Source organism: Streptomyces sp. NPDC002206, assembly GCF_053593595.1.
On the sequence record NZ_JBSFCW010000006.1, the window covers coordinates 106294 to 124863 of the forward strand.

At 70.6% G+C, this 18570-nt stretch carries 16 protein-coding genes; 14 read left to right on the forward strand and 2 right to left on the reverse strand.

Annotation, left to right across the window (positions count from 1 at the left end):
• Positions 1 to 21: 21 nt before the first annotated feature.
• Complete coding sequence (locus tag ACWCP8_RS14445) at positions 22 to 1452, reverse strand: MFS transporter (protein WP_352264412.1); 1431 nt, start codon at positions 1450 to 1452, stop codon at positions 22 to 24.
• A 323-nt stretch (positions 1453 to 1775) separates the two neighbouring features.
• Between ACWCP8_RS14445 and ACWCP8_RS14450 the strand changes: the two genes are divergently transcribed.
• The 11 genes from ACWCP8_RS14450 to ACWCP8_RS14500 all read left to right on the forward strand — a co-directional run bounded on the left by ACWCP8_RS14450 (position 1776) and on the right by ACWCP8_RS14500 (position 12113).
• On the forward strand, positions 1776 to 3257 hold the full coding sequence (locus ACWCP8_RS14450; RefSeq protein ID WP_451116175.1) for an aldehyde dehydrogenase: 1482 nt from the start codon (positions 1776 to 1778) through the stop codon (positions 3255 to 3257).
• A gap of 29 nt (positions 3258 to 3286) precedes the next feature.
• Complete coding sequence (locus tag ACWCP8_RS14455; protein WP_451116177.1) at positions 3287 to 4273, forward strand: VOC family protein; 987 nt, start codon at positions 3287 to 3289, stop codon at positions 4271 to 4273.
• Positions 4270 to 5106 (forward strand): aspartate dehydrogenase domain-containing protein, encoded by an 837-nt coding sequence (locus tag ACWCP8_RS14460; RefSeq protein ID WP_352264414.1) that lies wholly within the window; start codon positions 4270 to 4272, stop codon positions 5104 to 5106. Before ACWCP8_RS14455 ends, ACWCP8_RS14460 begins: the two co-directional genes overlap by 4 nt.
• Complete coding sequence (locus ACWCP8_RS14465; RefSeq protein ID WP_352264416.1) at positions 5103 to 5903, forward strand: alpha/beta fold hydrolase; 801 nt, start codon at positions 5103 to 5105, stop codon at positions 5901 to 5903. The genes ACWCP8_RS14460 and ACWCP8_RS14465 overlap by 4 nt, the downstream gene beginning before the upstream one ends.
• A gap of 44 nt (positions 5904 to 5947) precedes the next feature.
• Positions 5948 to 6469: a cupin domain-containing protein gene (locus ACWCP8_RS14470; protein ID WP_376258901.1), complete on the forward strand. Its 522-nt coding sequence runs from the start codon at positions 5948 to 5950 to the stop codon at positions 6467 to 6469.
• On the forward strand, positions 6469 to 7245 hold the full coding sequence (locus ACWCP8_RS14475; protein ID WP_352264418.1) for an SDR family oxidoreductase: 777 nt from the start codon (positions 6469 to 6471) through the stop codon (positions 7243 to 7245). The genes ACWCP8_RS14470 and ACWCP8_RS14475 overlap by 1 nt, the downstream gene beginning before the upstream one ends.
• A 92-nt stretch (positions 7246 to 7337) precedes the next feature.
• Positions 7338 to 8123: an SDR family oxidoreductase gene (locus ACWCP8_RS14480; RefSeq protein WP_451116180.1), complete on the forward strand. Its 786-nt coding sequence runs from the start codon at positions 7338 to 7340 to the stop codon at positions 8121 to 8123.
• Between the two features lie 41 nt (positions 8124 to 8164).
• Positions 8165 to 9826: a thiamine pyrophosphate-binding protein gene (locus tag ACWCP8_RS14485; protein ID WP_451116182.1), complete on the forward strand. Its 1662-nt coding sequence runs from the start codon at positions 8165 to 8167 to the stop codon at positions 9824 to 9826.
• Entirely contained in the window at positions 9823 to 10788 is a 966-nt protein-coding gene (locus tag ACWCP8_RS14490; RefSeq protein WP_352264422.1) for a PDR/VanB family oxidoreductase, read from the forward strand. The genes ACWCP8_RS14485 and ACWCP8_RS14490 overlap by 4 nt, the downstream gene beginning before the upstream one ends.
• 22 nt (positions 10789 to 10810) lie before the next feature.
• A complete protein-coding gene (locus ACWCP8_RS14495) occupies positions 10811 to 11032 on the forward strand; it encodes a recombinase-like helix-turn-helix domain-containing protein (RefSeq protein WP_030972714.1) in 222 nt (73 codons plus the stop codon).
• A 7-nt stretch (positions 11033 to 11039) separates the two neighbouring features.
• On the forward strand, positions 11040 to 12113 hold the full coding sequence (locus ACWCP8_RS14500) for an aromatic ring-hydroxylating dioxygenase subunit alpha (protein WP_352264424.1): 1074 nt from the start codon (positions 11040 to 11042) through the stop codon (positions 12111 to 12113).
• 167 nt (positions 12114 to 12280) lie between these two features.
• Here ACWCP8_RS14500 and ACWCP8_RS14505 read toward each other — a convergent pair whose 3' ends face one another.
• Positions 12281 to 12823 carry a MarR family winged helix-turn-helix transcriptional regulator gene (locus ACWCP8_RS14505; protein WP_352264426.1) on the reverse strand — a complete coding sequence of 181 codons (543 nt, stop codon included), beginning with the start codon at positions 12821 to 12823 and terminating at the stop codon, positions 12281 to 12283.
• A gap of 163 nt (positions 12824 to 12986) precedes the next feature.
• On the opposite strand from ACWCP8_RS14505, the gene pepN reads away from it, so the two are divergent.
• The 3 genes from pepN to ACWCP8_RS14520 all read left to right on the forward strand — a co-directional run bounded on the left by pepN (position 12987) and on the right by ACWCP8_RS14520 (position 18540).
• Positions 12987 to 15491, forward strand: a complete 2505-nt coding sequence (gene pepN, locus ACWCP8_RS14510; RefSeq protein WP_451116185.1) for an aminopeptidase N — start codon at positions 12987 to 12989, stop codon at positions 15489 to 15491.
• 230 nt (positions 15492 to 15721) lie between these two features.
• Positions 15722 to 17122: a pyridoxal phosphate-dependent decarboxylase family protein gene (locus tag ACWCP8_RS14515; RefSeq protein WP_355993367.1), complete on the forward strand. Its 1401-nt coding sequence runs from the start codon at positions 15722 to 15724 to the stop codon at positions 17120 to 17122.
• On the forward strand, positions 17119 to 18540 hold the full coding sequence (locus tag ACWCP8_RS14520) for a lysine N(6)-hydroxylase/L-ornithine N(5)-oxygenase family protein (protein WP_352264430.1): 1422 nt from the start codon (positions 17119 to 17121) through the stop codon (positions 18538 to 18540). The genes ACWCP8_RS14515 and ACWCP8_RS14520 overlap by 4 nt, the downstream gene beginning before the upstream one ends.
• Positions 18541 to 18570 lie beyond the last annotated feature (30 nt).

Here is an 18570-nt window from a genome sequence, read left to right on the forward strand (position 1 = left end):
CGAGCACGGTGCGCGGGGCGGTCAGGGGGAGATCTCCTCCAGCGGCCGGTTGGCCGTCTCCTCGGCGAGGGCGCCTGCCACCACCGCACCGGCCAGCGCCACCGCACCGAGCATCACGAAGACCGCGGCGACGTTGTTCCCGGCGCTGTAGACCGCGCCGACCAGGATCGGGCCCAGGATCACGCCGAGGCGATTGACCGCGCCGCCGACACTGCAGCCGAGGGCGCGCATCCGGGTCGGGTACAGCTCCGGCGTGTACAGGTACAGGCAGATGTTGGAGCCGAAGAAGCCGACGGCCGACAGTGAGGTCCAGACCAGAACCTGGGCGGGGGTGTGGGCGCCGAGTGCGGCCAGGGTCAGCAGAAGCGCGGCGGAGCCCCCCAGGAAGATCGCAAAGATCTTACGGCGGCCGAGGATGTCCACGGTGAGCGCCACCAGCAGGCAGCCGAGCAGTCCGGCGACCGAGGTGACCGTGGAGTAGAGCAGGGCGTCGGAGAGCGTGAGGCCGTACCCGTCCTTGTAGATGCTGGGCAGCCAGGACGTCACGCCGTAGTTGACGAAGTAGCCGGTGAACCAGATCGCGCCCACCACCAGGGTGCGGCGGCGGTAGCGGCCGGTGAACAGGGAACGCAGCCCGGTGGCGGTGCGCTCCGCATCGGTGGCCGCCTTCGCCGTCGGGGACCCGGGATGCGCCGGGGCTCCGGGGGAGTACCGGACCGGCGGCGGCAGCGGTTCACCCGTGGCGGCCGACACCTTCGCCTCGATCTCGTCCATGACCGCCTCGGCCTCCGCCGTCCGCCCCCGGTCCGCCAGCCAGCGCGGCGATTCGGGAACCGTGCGCTGGACGAGGAACGCGAGCAGTCCGGGGACGGCCGCGACCGCGAACATCACGCGCCAGCCGGCCGCCGGCACCAGCCACGCGGCGGCCAGGGCGCCGACGGTCAGCCCGGCGGGGAAGACGAGTTCGTACAGCAGGACGAAGCGGCCCCGCTTGAAGCTCCGGGTGATCTCGCTGATGAACGCGGCGGCCACCGGTACCTCGCCGCCGATCGCGAGCCCCTGTACGAAGCGCAGCGCAAGGAAGGGGGTGAGCGACGTGCAGGCGACGAGGGCGAGGCCGGCCAGCCCCGAGGCCGCCACGCAGTACGCGATCACCCGGACCCGGCCGAACCTGTCGGCCAGCCGGCCCGACAGCAGCGCGCCGATGAGCATGCCGACCGAGCCGACGGTGAGCACCGACGTGGCATCGCCGTCGGTCAGGTGCCACTCCTGCCGGAGCTCGGGCAGTGCGTACGCGATCAGCAGTTGGTCGAAGGCCTCGAAGAAGGTGACGACGCCGACGACGAGACGGACGGTGACGTGCCAGCGGGAGGCCGGCAGCCGCTCGAAGCGGGCGGCTATGGCGTCACGGGCGGTGACGGCTTCGCGGGTGGCGGCGGTGGGCCGGGTCATCGAGGGTTCCTCCTGCTCCGGGTGGGGACGGAGCGGTTGGGGAGCCAGGTGTGCGGGAGAGCAGGGGTGTACGGGAGCGAGCTGAGCGTACGGGGACGGGGTGGCGGTGCGGGGCTCGTGAGCTTGTGAGACCGCCCACCACCGCCGTCGGCTGCTCTCTAAGGTGCCTAGCTTCTTAGGGCTTAAGTTTTATCGGTCCGGGGGTGGAGGTCGTCAAGACCTCCAGGGCAAAAGAGTTTTTACGAAGGGGTCTTGCGGTGAATTACTTAAGCGCTTAGATTTTTAGCTCTGAGGTAACCGTATCGACTGCAGGAGGCCAACTGATGCTTGCCGACGAAGTGTTGGTCGCAGGGCAGTGGCGTCAGGGCCGCGGTGCCCCCATCAGGACCGTCGACCCCGCCACCGGCCAGGTCATCGCCACCGTGCACGCCGCATCCCTCGACGACGTCGAGGACGCCGTGACCGCCGCCGTCCACGCGGCCCACGACCCCGCCTGGCGTGAGCTGCCCGCCCATCTGCGGGCCCGGCTGCTGCACCGCATCGCCGACCTCGTCGAGCGCGACGCCGACCGGCTCTCCGCCCTGCAGACCGCCGACACCGGCAAGTGCCGTACCGAGACCCGTGCCCTCGTCCTGAGCGCCGCGGGCACCTTCCGCTACACCGCCGCCGCGCTGGAGACCGCCGAGGACGCGATCACCCCGTCCCGCGGCCCGTACGTCACGATGAGCGTCCACGAGCCCATCGGCGTCGTCGGCGCGATCACCCCGTGGAACTCGCCCATCGCCAGCGACGCCCAGAAGCTCGCCCCCGCACTCGCCGCGGGCAACGCGGTCCTCCTCAAGCCCGCGGAGTGGACCCCGCTCGTCGCCCTCGCCCTCGGCCGCCTCGTCCACCAGGCACTGACCGAGGCCGCACTGCCCGCCGCACTGCTCTCCGTGCTGCCCGGCCGCGGCAGCGTCATCGGCGACGCGATCGTCCGCCACCCGGCCGTCGGGAAGATCACCTTCACCGGTGGCACGAACACCGGCCGCACTCTCGCGCACGCCGCCGCCGACAAGCTGATCCCCGTATCACTGGAGCTCGGCGGCAAGTCGCCGACGATCGTCTTCGACGACGCCGACCTCGAGCAGGCCCTCGCAGGCGTCATGTACGGCGTCTTCTCCTCCAGCGGCCAGAGCTGCATCGCCGGATCGCGGCTCTTCGTCGCCCGTTCGCGGTACGAGGAATTCGTCGGTGAACTCGTCGCCCGCACCGAGAAGCTGCGCGTCGGACCCGGCACCGACCCGGACACCCAGGTCGCCCCGCTCGTCCACCACAAGCACCGTGACAGCGTCGCCGCCTACGTCGACCTGGCCCGCGAAGAAGGAGCCACGGTCCGGTGCGGGGGAGCGGCCCCCGAAGGCGACACCTACCGAGACGGCGCCTACTACCTCCCCACCGTCCTCGACGGCCTCCCCAACGCCGCCAGGGTCTGTCAGGAAGAGATCTTCGGACCCGTACTCATCGCCCTGCCCTTCGACGACGAGGACGACCTCGTCGCCCAGGCGAACGACAGCGTGTACGGCCTCGCCTGCGGACTGTGGACCCGGGACCACGCCAAGGCCTGGCGGGTCGCCCGCCGTATCGACGCCGGAACGGTCTGGATCAACACGTACAAGCAGTTCAGCATCTCCACCCCGTTCGGCGGGCTGAAGGACAGCGGCATCGGCACCGAGAAGGGCCGCGACCTGATCCGCGGCTACCAGCGGCAGAAGTCCCTCTACTGGGGCACCGGCACCACGCCGCTGCCCTGGGCCGCCAACTGATGCCGACAGACGAGGAGCCGGAGAACCACATGACTCACGAGAACCGCGGGGCGTACGAGAACCTCCACGCCCGCCCCACCGCCGTCCCGCTCGAACCCATCGCCCGGCTGCGCGCCCTGCGCTCCGTCGAGCTGCACACCCCCGCCTTCACCGAGTCCACCGACTTCTACACCGAGGTGTGGGGTCTGGAACCCGTCGAGCAGGACCGCGACGCCGCCTGGCTGCGCGGCACCGGCGAAGAACACCACGTCCTCGCCCTCACCCGCGGCGAACGCAACGGTCTCGGCCGCATCACCTTCGCCGTGGCCACCCCCGCCGAGATCGACGAGGCCGCCCGCCGCCTCCTCGCCAGGGGCATCGTCCCCGTCGCCGGACCCGGCCCCCTCGACCAGGTCGGCGGCGGATACGGACTCCGCTTCACCGACCCCGAGGGCCGGCTCATCGAACTCAGCGCCCAGACGCACGCCGTCACCCCGCGCGGCCGGGACGCCGCCGTCCCCGTCGGTGTCACCCACACCGTCCTGAACACCACCGACATCGACGCCGCCGTGGCCTTCTACACCTCGGTCCTGGGGCTGCGCGTCTCCGACTGGTCCGAGCACCAGATGGCCTTCCTGCGCTGCAACGCCGACCACCACTGCATCGCCTTCAACCAGGCCGCATGGGCGTCGCTGAACCATGTCGCGTACGAGATGACATCGGTGGACCACTTCATGCGCGGCCTCGGCCGACTCCGCCACCACGGGATCAACCCCCAGTGGGGGCCCGGCCGGCACGGACCCGGCAACAACACCTTCTCGTACTTCACCGACCCCGCCGGACTCGTCTGCGAATACACCTCCGAGGTCGCCCAGATCATCGAGGACGCCTGGATCGCCAAGGTCTGGCGGCGCACCCCCGACCTCTCCGACCTGTGGGGGACCGCAGGTCCGCCGTCCCAGAAGATCCGCTGCCACATGGCGGGCGAACCCGACCCCGGGCCACTGGCCCCCGCCACCGACGAGGTGTCCGCATGACCGCCACCACCACCCGCCCCACCCCCGTCGCACGCCCCACGCGACCCGCGCGACGCATCGGACTCGTCGGCTGGGGCGCCATCGGCCGCGTCGTCGGCACCGCCCTCGCCGAGGGCCACATCCCCGGCGCCGAACTGACCTGCATCGTCGACAACCGGCCCCTCGTCGACGCCCCCGCACCCCAACTGTCCTTCGAGGACGCCCTCACCGTCTGCGACCTCATCGTCGAAGCCGCAGGCCAGGGCGTCGTACGGGAGTGGGCCGAGCGAGTCCTCGACAGCGGCGCCGACCTGCTGATCGCCTCCACCGGAGCACTCGTCGACCCCGAACTCGTCGACCGGCTGCGCGCAGCCGGCCCCGGACGCGTCTACTTCACCGGCGGCGCCGTCGGCGGACTCGACCTCCTGCAGGCCGTCACGGGGCTGGGCGCCCTCACCTCCGTACGCCTGACCACCACCAAACTGCCCGCCACCCTCCACCAGCCGTGGATGGACGCCGAGCTCACCGAACGGCTGCGGACCACCACCGAACCGGTGGAAGTGATGCGCGGCACCGCCCGCGACGTCCCGGTGAAGTTCCCCAAGTCCACCAACGTCGCCGCATCCGTGGCACTCGCGACCGGCGACCCCGACCTCGTCGAGGTCGTCGTCGTCGCCGACCCGGCCGCCACCCTCACCCGGCACGTCATCGAGGCGGACGGCCCGCACGGCACCTACCGCTTCGAGGTCGCCCACCGGCCCGACGCCACGAACCCCGCCACCAGCCAGGTCGTGCCGCACGCCGTACTGCGCAGCCTCGCAGCCGTCGTCGGCCGGGCAGGACAGATCCTGTGACCGCCACCCTCACCACCGAGGCCGTCCACACCCAGGAGGCCGGGAACCCCGACGCACCGCTGCTGCTCTGCCTGCACGGCATCGGCTCCTCCTCCGCCGCCTTCGCCCCGCAACTCGCCGGACTCTCCGACCAGGTACGGGTCGTCGCCTGGGACGCCCCCGGGTATGCGGCCTCCGCCGACCCCGGCCGGGCCCCCGGCCTCGACGGCTACGCCGACACCGCGGCCGCGCTGATCCGTGACCGCGGCGGCCGAGCCCATGTCCTCGGCGTCTCCTGGGGCGGCGTCATCGCCCTGCGCCTTGCCGCCCGCCACCCCGGCCTCGTCGAGTCCCTGATCGTCGCCGACTCCAGCCGCGGCTCCGGCACCAACCCGGACAAGGCAGCCGCCATGCGCGCCCGCGCGGCGCAGCTCGCCGCCGAAGGGCCGGACGCCTTCGCCGCGGCCCGCGGCCCGCGCCTCGTCTCCGCCGACGCCCCCGCCGAACTCGTCGAACGCGTCGTGGCGACCATGGCCGCCTCCATCCGTACCCCCGGATACGGCTACGCCGCCGACGCGATGGCCGAGGCCGACCTCAGGGACGACCTGCCCACCATCACCGCACCGGCCCTCGTCCTCTGCGGCGAACAGGACACCGTCACCGGAACCGAGGAGTCCCAAGCCATCGCGGGCGGCCTCACCAAGTCCGTGTACGTGACCCTCTCCGGCGCCGGACACCTCTCGAACCAGGAACGGCCCGAGGCCTTCAACGCCTGGGTCCGCGCCCACCTCCACGTCGTCGCCCGCACCCCCGCGTGACGACGGCCCGCCCCCACCCGCACCAACGAACCGAGGAGCAACCCGTGCCCATCGACAACACCCCCTACGAGACCGACGGCGACCTCGCGAAGTACACCGACTCGCTCATCGCCACCAAGGACTCCCGTGAGCCCGACTGGAACACCCTCTCCTTCCAGGCGAAGGCCGGCGACCAGTACAAGCGCGCCCAGATCCGCTACGTCGGCTCCGGCGCCACCGGCAACCACGAGAACGACAACCGCATCATCCCGTCCGGCGGCTTCACCTTCTCCAACATGCTGCTGCCGCCCGGCGCCGAGGGCCCCGAGCACACCCACCACGACGTCGAGGAAGCCTTCTTCGTCCTCGAGGGCCAGGTCAGGGTCGGCATCCACCGCGGTGCCGACGAGGTCGAGTACCGCACCCTCGGCTACCGCGACATGATCGTCGTGCCCGCCGGAGTGGCCCGCTCGCTGAAGAACGAAGGCGACACCGACGCCCTCTTCTGCGTCATCATCGGCACCCAGAAGCCGCAGGTCCCGACGTACCCCGAGCACTCCCCGATGCACGGCATCACCCGCGACTGATGGCCGCCGACGACACCTCCCGTACAGCGGACGGCTCTCGTACGGTCGTCGTCACCGGCGCCGGCCGCGGCCTCGGACTGGCCGCGGCCCGCCGGATCGGCCGCGACGGCTACCGCGTCGTCATCGCCGAACTCGACGAACGGACCGGCAAGCAGGCCGCCGACGACCTGCGCGCCGACGGCATCACCGCGGACTTCCACTCGCTCGACGTCGCCGACCCGGACTCCGTCGACGCCCTCGCCGCCACCCTCGCCGGCGACGGCACCAGGCTCCACGGCCTGGTCAACAACGCCGGTCTGGCCAACGCGGTCGGCGGAAGACCGTTCCACGAGATCGACGTGCAGGCGTGGGACCGCATCATGACGGTCAACGCCCGCGGCCCCTGGCTCGTCGCCCGCGCCCTCCTCCCACTCATGACGGCGGGCGGCGGCGGCCGGATCGTCAACCTCGCCTCGGACGCCGCGCTGTACGGGTCGCCCCGCCTCGCCCACTACATCGCCTCCAAGGGCGCCGTGATCTCCCTGACCCGGGCCATGGCCCGCGAGACCGGAGACCTCGGCATCACCGTCAACGCGGTCGCCCCCGGACTGACCGAGGGGGAGTCCTCCGTCGACATCCCCGCCGAACGGCACGAGCTGTACCGGCTGAACCGGGCGATCTCCCGGCCCCAGCAACCGGCGGACCTGGTCGGCCTGATCGCCTTCCTCGTCGGCGACGAGTCCGGCTACATCACCGGCCAGACCTTCGCCGTCAACGGCGGCTTCACCATGCACTGACCCCACGGGCACACCGCCGCACCGGACCACCCGCCACGGGGCCCCGGTGCGGCAGCCGCCCCAGGACACCCCCTCACACCAAGGAGTACGAGATGGACCTCGGCCTCGCCGACCGCAGCATCCTCGTCACCGGCGGCAGCTCCGGCGTCGGCCTCGCCACGGTCCGCATGCTGCTCGCCGAAGGCGCCCGCGTCGCCACCTGCGGCCGCCGCGCCGACGCCCTCACCGCCGCCCTCGACGGACTCGCCGGACCGGACAGGCTCCACCACGCCCCCTGCGACGTACGCGACGAAGCGGCAGTCAAAGCATTCACCGAAGAGGCCGCCGACCGCTTCGGCGGCCTCGACGGACTCGTCAACAACGCCGGCGCCTCCCGGATGAAACCCTTCGCCGAGACCACCGCCGACGACTGGCGCGACGAACTCGAACTCAAATTCTTCGGCGTCCTCAACCCCCTCCACGCCGCCCTGCCCCACCTGCGCAAGTGCGGCAACGCCTCCGTCGTCAACATCAACGCCGTACTCGCCAAACAGCCCGAGACCCGGCTCATGACCACCAGCGCCGCCCGCGCCGGCATCCTCAACCTCTCGACCTCCCTGTCGAAGGAACTCGCCCCCGACGGCATCCGCGTCAACTCCGTCTGCCTCGGCCTCGTCGACACCGGACAGTGGGAACGCCGCTACGCAGCATCCGGCAGCCCCCTCGACTACGCCGCCTGGCAGGCCGAACTCGCCGCCGACCGAGGCATCGCACTCGGCCGCCTCGGCAACGCCGACGAAGTCGCGTACGCCATCACCACCCTCCTCTCACCCAGGGCCTCGTACATCACCGGCACCACCGTCGACGTCTGCGGCGGCGTCAACCGATCCATCGCATAACACCCCCCACCCCCGTTCACGTACCTCAGGAGCGCAACGACATGACCCAACCCAACGGCGGCGACCTGCTCGTCGAGACGCTGCGCGGACTCGGCGTCGACACGGTGTTCGGCATCGTCAGCGTGCACAACCTGCCGCTCGTCGAAGCCGTGGACCGCGACCTGCGCTTCGTCCCCGTGCGCCACGAAGCCGCCGCAGTCAACGCGGCCGACGGCTACGCCCGCGCCACCGGACGCCTCGGCTGCGCCCTCACCAGCACCGGCACCGGAGCGGGCAACGCAGCCGGCTCCCTCATCGAGTCCCTCAGCTCCGGCACCCCCGTCCTCCACATCACCGGCCAGATCGACAGCGAATACCTCGGCTCCGGACGCGGCTTCATCCACGAGACCAAGGACCAGCTCGGCATGCTCCGCGCGGTCTCCACCCACGCCGTCACCGTGACCGACGCCGCCGACGCGGGCGACATCCTCCGCGACGCCGCCGCCCGCGCCCTCACCGCCCCGCACGGCCCCGTCAGCGTCGAATGGCCCATCGACCTGCAGTTCGCCCCCCAGCAGCTGACCGGCACCCCCGTACCCGTCAGTTCACCCCCGGCCCTGCCCGACCCGGCACTCCTCGACGAGGCCGCGGCCCTCCTCGCCGCCGCACACCGCCCCCTCGTCTGGGCCGGCGGCGGAGCCAACAGCGCCCGCCCCGAACTCGCCGCACTCCTCGACGCGCTGAACGCCGGACTCGTCACCTCCAACTCCGGCCGCGGCTCCGTCCCCGAATCCGACGAACGCGTCCTCGGCAACTACGCCACCGCCCCCGCCGGACGCGCCCTCCTCGCCGAAGCCGACGTGCTGCTCTCCATCGGCACCCACTTCCGCTCCAACGAGACCGCCGACTACAGCCTCGAACTGCCTTCGGCACACATCCAGCTGGACTTCGACCCGGCCGCCCCCGGTCGCGTCTACCCGGCCACCTGCGCCCTGCGCGGCGACGCGGCCGCCGTCCTCACAGCCCTCCTGGAACGCATCAGCAGCAGCGGTACGGAGACGGACTGGCCGGCCCGCGTACGCAAGGCCCGGAACGACGCCCGCAGCGCACAGCGCCACGCGATCGGCCCGCAGGCCGCAGTCAACGACGCGATCCGCGACGCCTGCCCGCCCGCATCCGTCATCGCCCGCGACGTCACCATCCCCTCCTCCACCTGGGGAAACCGGCTGCTGGAAATCACCGACCCGGCGACCAACGTCTTCCCCCGCGGCGGAGGCATCGGACAAGGCCTCGCCATGGGCATCGGCGCCGCACTCGGCCGCCCCGACACCCCCACCGTCGTCATCGCAGGCGACGGCGGCCTCGCCGTCCACCTCGGCGAACTCCTCACCCTCGCCCAGGAGAGGCCCCGCCTCACCCTCCTCGTCTTCAACGACGGAGGCTACGGCGTCCTGCGCAACATGCAGGACACCCACTTCCCCCGCCGTTCCGGAGTCGACCTCACCACCCCCGACTTCGCCGCGCTCGCCGCCGCCGTCGGACTCCCGTACGCCCGGATCGCCACCGAAGCCGACGCAGGCCCCGTCATCAAGGAAGCCACCGCCTCCGACGGCCCCACCCTCGTCGAGATCGACCTCGCCGCACTCGGTCCGATGAACACGCCGTTCACCCCGCCCGTCAAGCTCCCCTCGACCGCCACCGGACAAGGAGGCGACCCGCGATGACCACCACCGGACAAGAACCCCAGCTCGACCTGCTCGTCCACCGCATGACCTGGGAAGCCGACGGCGTCCTCGGCATCGAACTCACCCACCCGGACGGCACCCCCCTCCCCGCCTGGACCCCCGGCGCCCACATCGACGTACACACCGGCGGCCACATCCGCCAGTACTCCCTGTGCTCCGACCCCGCCGACCCCACCCACTGGCGCATCGGCATCCTCAAGGAACCCGCATCCCGCGGCGGCTCCGCCCACATCCACACCCAGCTGCGGCCCGGCCAGACCCTCCGCGTCCAAGGCCCGCGCAACCACTTCGAACTCGACGCCGACAACAACGCCGGAAGCTTCCTCTTCATCGCAGGCGGCATCGGCATCACCCCGATCCTCGCCATGGCCCGCGAAGCGGCCCGCCGCGCCATCCCGTGGCGCCTCGTCCACGGCGGCCGCACCCGCACCTCCATGGCCTTCGGTGCCGAACTCACCGCACTCACCGAACTCCCCGGCGGATCAGTCGAGTTCGTCCCCCAGGACGAGCAGGGCCACCTCGACCTCGACGCCCTCCTCGGCGACCTCCCCGCAGACACCCAGGTCTACTGCTGCGGACCGGAACCCCTCCTCGCCGCCGTCGAGGAACGTTGCCCCACCGCCCGCACGGAACGCTTCGCCGCCCCGACGGCAGCCCCCCGCGACGGCGAGGACACCGGCTTCGACGTCGTCTGCTCCCGCACCGGAACCACCGTCCAGGTCGGCCCCGACACCTCGGTCCTGGACGCACTGGAAGGGGCCGGAATCTCCGTACCCTCCTCCTGCCGCGACGGCATCTGCGGCACCTGCGAGACCAAAGTCCTCGAAGGCACCCCCGACCACAGGGACTTCCTGCTCTCCGACAGTGAGAAGGCCGCCGGCGCCTCGATGATGCTCTGCGTCTCCCGCGCCTGCACCCCGCGCCTCGTCCTCGACCTCTGAACCACCCCCGAAGGGAGCCGACATGACCACCCCGCAGTACCTCAACCCCCACCAGGCACGCACCGCCGACCCCACGCCGTACGAGAAGAAACTCGCCGCGGTGATCGAGGACGTCTTCGGCAGCGGCGCCCACGACCTGCCCGGCCTCGTCGCCGGACTCAACGCCCGCGACCTGCCCGCCCCCGACGGCAACCCGTGGACCGAGGACACCTTCCGCACCGAGATGCGACGACTGGGAGCGTGAAACGACCATGACCACCGACACCGCAACACACACGGGCGAGACCACCCGGCCCTCCGAAGTCGCCCGCCCCGGCAACCGCACCGCCGACCGCCTCTTCACCACCGGCATACGCAACCAGTGGTACGCCGTCTGCCCCTCCGACTCCGTCCCCGCCGGCGGCATGAAGCGCCTCACCCTCCTCGGCGAGGAATGGCTCCTCTTCCGCCGCGCCGACGGCACCCTCCACATGCTGGAGGACCGCTGTCCCCACCGCGGCGCCCGCCTCTCGCTCGGCAAACACCTCGGCGACCGGATCGCCTGCTGGTACCACGGCGTCCAGGTCGACGGCACCGGCACCGTCGCCGCCGTACCCGGCCTGCCCGGCTGCAACCTCGAAGGCAAACAGCTCGTCGCCGCACCCCACGTCATCGAGGCCGGCGGCGCGATCCTCGCCTACTTCGGCGACAACGAACACCCCGAACCGGCCCCCCTCGTCCTGCCGGAACAGCTCACCGACCCCGACGTCTCGGCCTTCCTCTGCTACGCGGAGTGGAACGTCAACTGGCGCTACGCCGTCGAGAACCTCCTCGACCCCATGCACGGATCGTTCCTGCACCGCGACTCGCACAGCATGTCCGAAGGGCAGACCACCGCGCGCTTCCGGATCCGCGAGACCGAACGCGGCTTCTTCTTCGAGAAGACCGACCAGAGCGGCGTGAACTTCGACTGGGTCGAGCTCTGCCGCACCGGCATCGACTGGGTCGACCTGACCATCCCGTACCCGCCCACCGCCGGCCCCGGCGGCCCGTTCGGCATCGTCGGCATGGCCACCCCCATCGACGAGGACCGCTGCGCCGTCTTCTTCTGGCGCTACCGCCGCGTCACGGACTGGCAGCGCGACACCTGGCGCTTCCTCTACAAGACCGTGCTGGAGGACCGCCACTGGGACGTCCTCGAACAGGACCGGATCATGCTCGAAGAGCTCCGCAGCGACGCCGACCAGGCGGAGAACCTGTACCAGCACGACCTGGGTGTCGTCCGCGTCCGCCGCATGTACCGCACGGAAGCAGAGGCCCAGGCCCAGGCGAACACCACCGGCTGAGCCGCCTCGAACACAAAGATGTCCTCGATCGCCGGACGGGCCTGATTACCGAGCCCGTCCGGCGATCGAGGTTCACGCACGGGCCGGTCCGGGCAATTCCGAACCGTCCGGCAAATCGGTCCCATCCGGCGATCGATGACAAAGCGGGCCACGGATGCCCCCCCGCCCTACCTCTCCTCGCCCGCCCCCTCCTCCGCCGCCAGCACGGACCGCTCCAACTTCTCCAACAACCGCGCCAACTGCCGGCACTCCGCAGGAGTGAGCCCCGCCAGCATCCGCCGCTCGTTCTCCAAATGCTCCGAGAACAGCTCGTCGATCGTCGACAGACCCTCGTCCGTCAACCGCGAATGCACCACCCGACGGTCCTGCGGATCCCGCTCCCGCAGAATCAGCCCGTCCTTCTCCAGCCGGTCGATCCGCAACGTCACCCCGGCCGAACTGATCAGCCCGGAATCCGCCAGCTCACCCGCCGTACGACGGAACGGCGCACCCGCCCTGCGCAACGCGGTCAGCACATCGAACCCCGCCATCGACAGGCCCTTGCGCTCCACCGGCCGCGAAATCGCCGCGCTGTACCGCAGGAACGCCCGATGCAGCCGGCCGAACACCTCCAGCGGAGCCGTATCCAGATCCGGCCGCTCCCGCCGCCAGTCCTCGACGATCGACGCCACCGCATCCTGCCGCGTCGCGGAAGCCGTCTTCTTCGCCATCCCGGGCACCCTCCGTGCAGGAACACAATGGGTAAGAATCTTAGCCCTCAAAGGCCACCCGCAGCCGCGCAGCCACCCACCTGCACCGCACCCCGCCCACCGCGCACTCAGCCCTGCGAGAACCCCACTGCGGGCCCCGTACGCCATGCGGCAGCATGGATCCATGTCCGTACTGACGCGCAACGAAGCGCAGACCCGAGCCCAGTTCCTCGACGTACACCGGTACACGATCGACCTCGATCTGACCACGGGTGAGGACACCTTCGACTCCCGCACCGTCATCCAGTTCACCGCACTCGCGGCCGGGGACACCTTCGTCGAACTCAAGCCCGCCACCCTGCGCTCCCTCAGCCTCGACGGACACCCCCTCGACCCCGCCGACCTCACCGAGAACCGGTACCCCCTCACCGCACTCACCGCCGGTCCGCACGAACTGCGCATCGACGCCGCCATGCGCTACTCCCGCACCGGTGAAGGCATGCACCGCTTCACCGACCCCACCGACGGCGAAACGTACCTCTACACCCAGCTCTTCATGGAAGACGTCCAACGCGTCTTCGCCGCATTCGACCAGCCCGACCTCAAATCCGTCTTCGGCCTCACCGTCACCGCCCCCGAAGGCTGGACCGTCCTCGGCAACGGCATCTCCGAACACACCGGCAACGGCCAGTGGACCATCGCCCCCACACCCCTGATCTCCACCTACCTCGTCGCCGTCGCCGCAGGCCCCTGGCACTCCGTCACCACCGAGCACGCCGGACTGCCCTTCGGCATCCACTGCCGCCGCTCCCTCGCCCCCCACCTCGACGCCGACGCCGACGAAATCCTCGACATCACCCGCGCCTGCTTCGACCGCTACCACGAGAAATTCGACGAGCCCTACCCCTTCGACTCCTACGACCAGGCCTTCGTCCCCGAATTCAACGCCGGCGCCATGGAGAACCCCGGGCTCGTCACCTTCCGCGACGAATTCATCTACCGCTCAGCCGTCACCGACACCGAACGCCAGACCCGCGCCATGGTCATCGCCCACGAAATGGCCCACATGTGGTTCGGCGACCTCGTCACCCTCGCCTGGTGGGACGACATCTGGCTCAACGAGTCCTTCGCCGAATACATGGGCTACCAGACCCTCACCGAAGCTACCCGCTTCACCGACACCTGGGTCGACTTCGGCGTAGCCCGCAAGGGCTGGGGATACGACGCCGACCAACGCCCCTCCACCCACCCCGTCGCCCCCGACCCCGCTGCCGTCCCCGACACCGCATCCGCCATGCTCAACTTCGACGGCATCTCCTACGCCAAGGGCGCATCCGCCCTGCGCCAACTCGTCACCTGGCTCGGCGAAAAAGACTTCCTCACCGGCATCAACACCCACTTCGCCCGACATAAATTCGCCAACGCCACCCTCGCCGACTTCATCGACAACCTCGCCTCCGCCACCGACCGCAACGTCCACGCCTGGGCCGAACAATGGCTCCGCACCACCGGCGTGGACACCCTCACCCCCCACGTCGACGAATCCGACGGCGCCTGGTCCGTCACCATCGACCAGCACGGCCACCGCCCCCACCGCATCGCCGTCGGCGCCTACGACCACGCCCTCGACACCCAGCCGGGACCCGACCGCCTCACCCTGCGCGACCGGTTCGAACTCGACGTCCCCCACAACAACACCGCCAAGATCCACACCGGGCGCCGTCCCGCCCTCGTCGTCCCCAACGACCACGACCTCACCTACGCCAAGGTCCGCCTCGACCCCGAATCATGGAACACCGCCCTCCACACCCTCTCCGGCATCCCCGACGCCCTCACCCGAGCCGTCATCTGGAACACCGCCCGCGACATGGTCCGCGACGGCGAACTCCACCCCACCACCTACCTCCGCACAGCCCGCACCCACCTCCCGCACGAAACCGACCTCGCCCTCGTCCAAGGCGTCCTCACCTTCGCCGACACCCAGATCACCCGCCGCTACACCACCCCCGACAACCGCCCCGCCGCCCACGCCACCCTCACCGACCTCTGCCGCGACCTCATCCGCCGCACCGAGGACGGCACCAACCCCGGCCTTCGCCTCACCGCCGTACGCCACCTCATCGACGCCACCACCCAACCCGACACCATCCAGGACTGGCTCACCAACGGCAGCGTCCCCGGCGGCCCCGAACTCGACCCCGAACTCCGCTGGCGCATCCTCACCCGACTCGCCGTCCTCGGCGCCACCGACGAAACCACCATCGCCACCGAACTCGAACACGACCCCAGCGCCACCGGCCAGGAAGGCGCCGCCCGCTGCCGCGCCGCCCTCCCCACCCCCGAAGCCAAAGCCACCGCCTGGCACAGCCTGTTCAACGACGACACCCTCTCCAACTACCTCTTCAGCGCCACCGCCCAAGGCTTCTGGCAACCCGAACAGGCCGACCTCGTCCACAGCTACGTCCCGCGCTACTACCCCGAAGCCACCGCACTCGCCGCCCGCCGCGGCCCCGCCATCGCCGAAGCCGCAGGCCACTACGCCTTCCCCCACTACGCCATCGACACCGACAACCTCCACCACGGCGAACAAGCCCTGAACGACCCCACCCTCATCCCCGCCCTCCACCGCAAACTCACCGACCAGATCGACGACCTGCGCCGAGCCCTCGCCGTACGCAACGCCCTCTGACCCACCACACCGCGACACCCACACACCGCAGCACCCGTGCCCGGCGCCACCCCCACCACAAGGGGAGACGCCGGGCACACCCATACCACCGGCACCCCCGACAACCCCCCCACCCCCCACCGCCCGTCCCCCTTTCGGGTTCAGATCACCAGGCTCACCGGCCGCGCCACCAGAAACCCGGACAAGCTGGCATGTCCACCCATGCGCGCACCCGAAAGGCCCCACCACCCATGCCCACCCCACCCCTCGCCGGATCCACCACCGGACCCGACGCCCTCCGCCCCCTCCTCGACACCGTCCTCACCGCACTCCACGACGGAGCCCACCAACGAAACGGCCCCATCCCCGCCGGCGGACCCCCAACCATCACCCCCCGCATACGCGCCGCCACCCACCCCGTCATCCCCGACCACGGCACCGGCCCCCACCACGCCCTACGCACCCTCATCACCGCACTCGCCCAAGGCTCCGCAGACCCCGCACACCCCCACTGCGCAGCCCACCTCCACACCCCACCCCTCGCCCTCGCCACCGCGGCCGACCTCGCCGCCTCCGCCCTCAACCCCTCCATGGACTCCTGGGACCAAGCACCCGCCGCCTCAACCCTCGAAGCCGACACCACCACCGCACTCGCCCACGAGATCTACCCCCACCACCCCCACCCCGACGCCCTCATCACCACCGGCGGCACCGAAGCCAACCAACTCGCCCTCCTCCTCGCCCGCGAACGCCACGGCCCCGTACAAACCATCTGCGCCACCAACGCCCACCACAGCATCAACCGCGCCACCTGGCTCCTCGGCCTTCCCGAACCCCTCACCATCCCCGCCCCCACCGGGGTCATGGACCTCACCGCACTCGAAGAAACCCTCACCCGACACCACCACCAACGCCTCCTCGTCACCGCCACCGCAGGCACCACCGACACCGGCCGGATCGACCCCCTGAACGACATCGCCGACCTCTGCACCACCCACGGCGCCGAACTCCACATCGACGCCGCCTACGGCGGCCCCCTCCTCTTCAGCCCCACCCACCGCACCAAACTCCACGGCCTCCACCGCGCCCACAGCGTCACCCTCGACCTCCACAAACTCGGCTGGCAACCCGCCCCCGCAGGCATCCTCGCCGTCCCCGACCACCACCACCTCCAAGCCCTCCACCACCAAGCGCCCTACCTCAACGCCGACGACGACACCGAAGCCGGCCTCCCCGACCTCCTCGGCCGCTCCCTACGCACCACCCGCCGACCCGACGCCCTCAAAATCGCCGTCACCCTCCAAGCCCTCGGCCGCAGCGGACTCGCCGACCTCATCGACCGCACCATCAACACCGCCCACCACCTCGCCGACCTCATCACCCACACCCCCACCCTCGACCTCTACGACCGCCCCACCATCACCACCGTCCTCTTCCGCCCCACCAACACCGACGACCACACCGTCGCCACCATCCGCCGCACCCTCCTCACCAACGGCCAAGCCGTCCTCGGCCGCGCCCACACCCACAACGGCCTCTGGCTCAAAGCCACCCTCCTCAACCCCCACACCACCCCCAACGACCTCCAAACCCTCCTCGACCACGTCACCCACCTCACCCACGACCTCAAGAAAGGCAACACACCCCGATGACCGACCGACCCAACCCCAACCCCGACCAGCCACACGACCTCGTCGGCATCGGCATCGGCCCCTTCAACCTCTCCCTCGCCGCCCTCGCCCATGGCATCCCCGGCAACCCCCACCCCCTCGCCGCGACCTTCTACGAACAACGCCCCGCCTTCCACTGGCACCCCGGCCTCCTCATCGACGGCGCCAGCCTCCAAGTCCCCTTCCTCGCCGACCTCGTCACCCTCGCCGACCCCGCAAGCCCCTGGACCTTCCTCAACTACCTACGCAGCCGCGACCGCCTCTTCCCCTTCTACTTCGCCGAGCGCTTCCACATCCAACGAGCCGAATACGACGCCTACTGCCGCTGGGTCACCGACCAACTCCCCGGACTCCACTTCAGCCACCAGGTCGACGCCGTCCGCTGGAACCCCGAACGCCAACTCTTCGAAGTCGACTTCACCCAACTCGACACCCACGGCGAAGCCGAAGCCCTCGGCCGCGCCTACACCCGCCACATCGCCCTCGGCATCGGCACCGAACCCTTCATCCCCGACCCCCTCAAACCCCTCGCCGACGCCGAAACCGTCCCCGTCATCCACTCCGCCGACTACCTCCACCACCGCCGACAACTCCTCGAAGCCGAACACATCACCGTCATCGGCTCCGGCCAGTCAGGCGCCGAAATCTTCCTCGACCTTCTCCGCGCACGCCCCGCCGGACACGAAAAACTCCACTGGCTCGCCCGCACCCACGCCTTCGCCCCCATGGAGTACTCCAAACTCGGCCTCGAACACTTCACCCCCGACTACAGCCGCTACTTCCACGCACTCCCCGAACACGTACGCGACGAACTCGTCCCCCACCAATGGCAACTCCACAAAGGCATCGACGCCGACACCATCGCCGCCATCCACGACGAGCTCTACCGCCGCACCCTCCACGGCGGCTGGCCCGACACCACCCTCACCCCCGGCGTCCACGTACGCACCGCAGGCCGCCTCGCCAACACCCGCGTCGAACTCCACCTCGAACACACCCAACAAGGCACCCGAACCCGCCTCACCACCGACGCAGTCGTCCTCGCCACCGGCTACCGCGAACGCCCCCTCGACCGCATCCTCACCGGCCTCGCCCCCCACATCCGCCGCGACACCGGGGGACGCCCCCGCATCGACGACCACTTCCGCCTCGAACTCGACCCCACCGTCACCGGCAACGTCTACGTACAGAACGCCGAACGCCACACCCACGGAGTCGGCGCCCCCGACCTCGGACTCGCCGCCTGGCGCAGCGCCACCATCCTCAACAACCTCACCGACACCAACGCCTACCCCCTCCCACAACGCACCGCCTTCACCACCTTCGGCCTCACCCCCCAGAACACCCCAAAAATCCCCCACCAACACCCCGGCCTCATCCCCCTCGTACAAGGCAACTGACCCACCGCACAAAACAGAAGCGGCCGCCTC

Excerpts from the sequence above, each read along its gene's own strand:
- ACWCP8_RS14485 (WP_451116182.1), top strand. The coding sequence starts at position 8,165 with ATGACCCAACCCAACGGCGGCGACCTGCTCGTCGAGACGCTGCGCGGA.
- pepN (WP_451116185.1), top strand. The coding sequence starts at position 12,987 with ATGTCCGTACTGACGCGCAACGAAGCGCAGACCCGAGCCCAGTTCCTC.
- ACWCP8_RS14480 (WP_451116180.1), top strand. The coding sequence starts at position 7,338 with ATGGACCTCGGCCTCGCCGACCGCAGCATCCTCGTCACCGGCGGCAGC.
- ACWCP8_RS14445 (WP_352264412.1), bottom strand. The coding sequence starts at position 1,452 with ATGACCCGGCCCACCGCCGCCACCCGCGAAGCCGTCACCGCCCGTGAC.
- ACWCP8_RS14495 (WP_030972714.1), top strand. The coding sequence starts at position 10,811 with ATGACCACCCCGCAGTACCTCAACCCCCACCAGGCACGCACCGCCGAC.
- ACWCP8_RS14520 (WP_352264430.1), top strand. The coding sequence starts at position 17,119 with ATGACCGACCGACCCAACCCCAACCCCGACCAGCCACACGACCTCGTC.
- ACWCP8_RS14475 (WP_352264418.1), top strand. The coding sequence starts at position 6,469 with ATGGCCGCCGACGACACCTCCCGTACAGCGGACGGCTCTCGTACGGTC.
- ACWCP8_RS14455 (WP_451116177.1), top strand. The coding sequence starts at position 3,287 with ATGACTCACGAGAACCGCGGGGCGTACGAGAACCTCCACGCCCGCCCC.
- ACWCP8_RS14500 (WP_352264424.1), top strand. The coding sequence starts at position 11,040 with ATGACCACCGACACCGCAACACACACGGGCGAGACCACCCGGCCCTCC.
- ACWCP8_RS14490 (WP_352264422.1), top strand. The coding sequence starts at position 9,823 with ATGACCACCACCGGACAAGAACCCCAGCTCGACCTGCTCGTCCACCGC.
- ACWCP8_RS14505 (WP_352264426.1), bottom strand. The coding sequence starts at position 12,823 with ATGGCGAAGAAGACGGCTTCCGCGACGCGGCAGGATGCGGTGGCGTCG.
- ACWCP8_RS14460 (WP_352264414.1), top strand. The coding sequence starts at position 4,270 with ATGACCGCCACCACCACCCGCCCCACCCCCGTCGCACGCCCCACGCGA.
- ACWCP8_RS14515 (WP_355993367.1), top strand. The coding sequence starts at position 15,722 with ATGCCCACCCCACCCCTCGCCGGATCCACCACCGGACCCGACGCCCTC.
- ACWCP8_RS14450 (WP_451116175.1), top strand. The coding sequence starts at position 1,776 with ATGCTTGCCGACGAAGTGTTGGTCGCAGGGCAGTGGCGTCAGGGCCGC.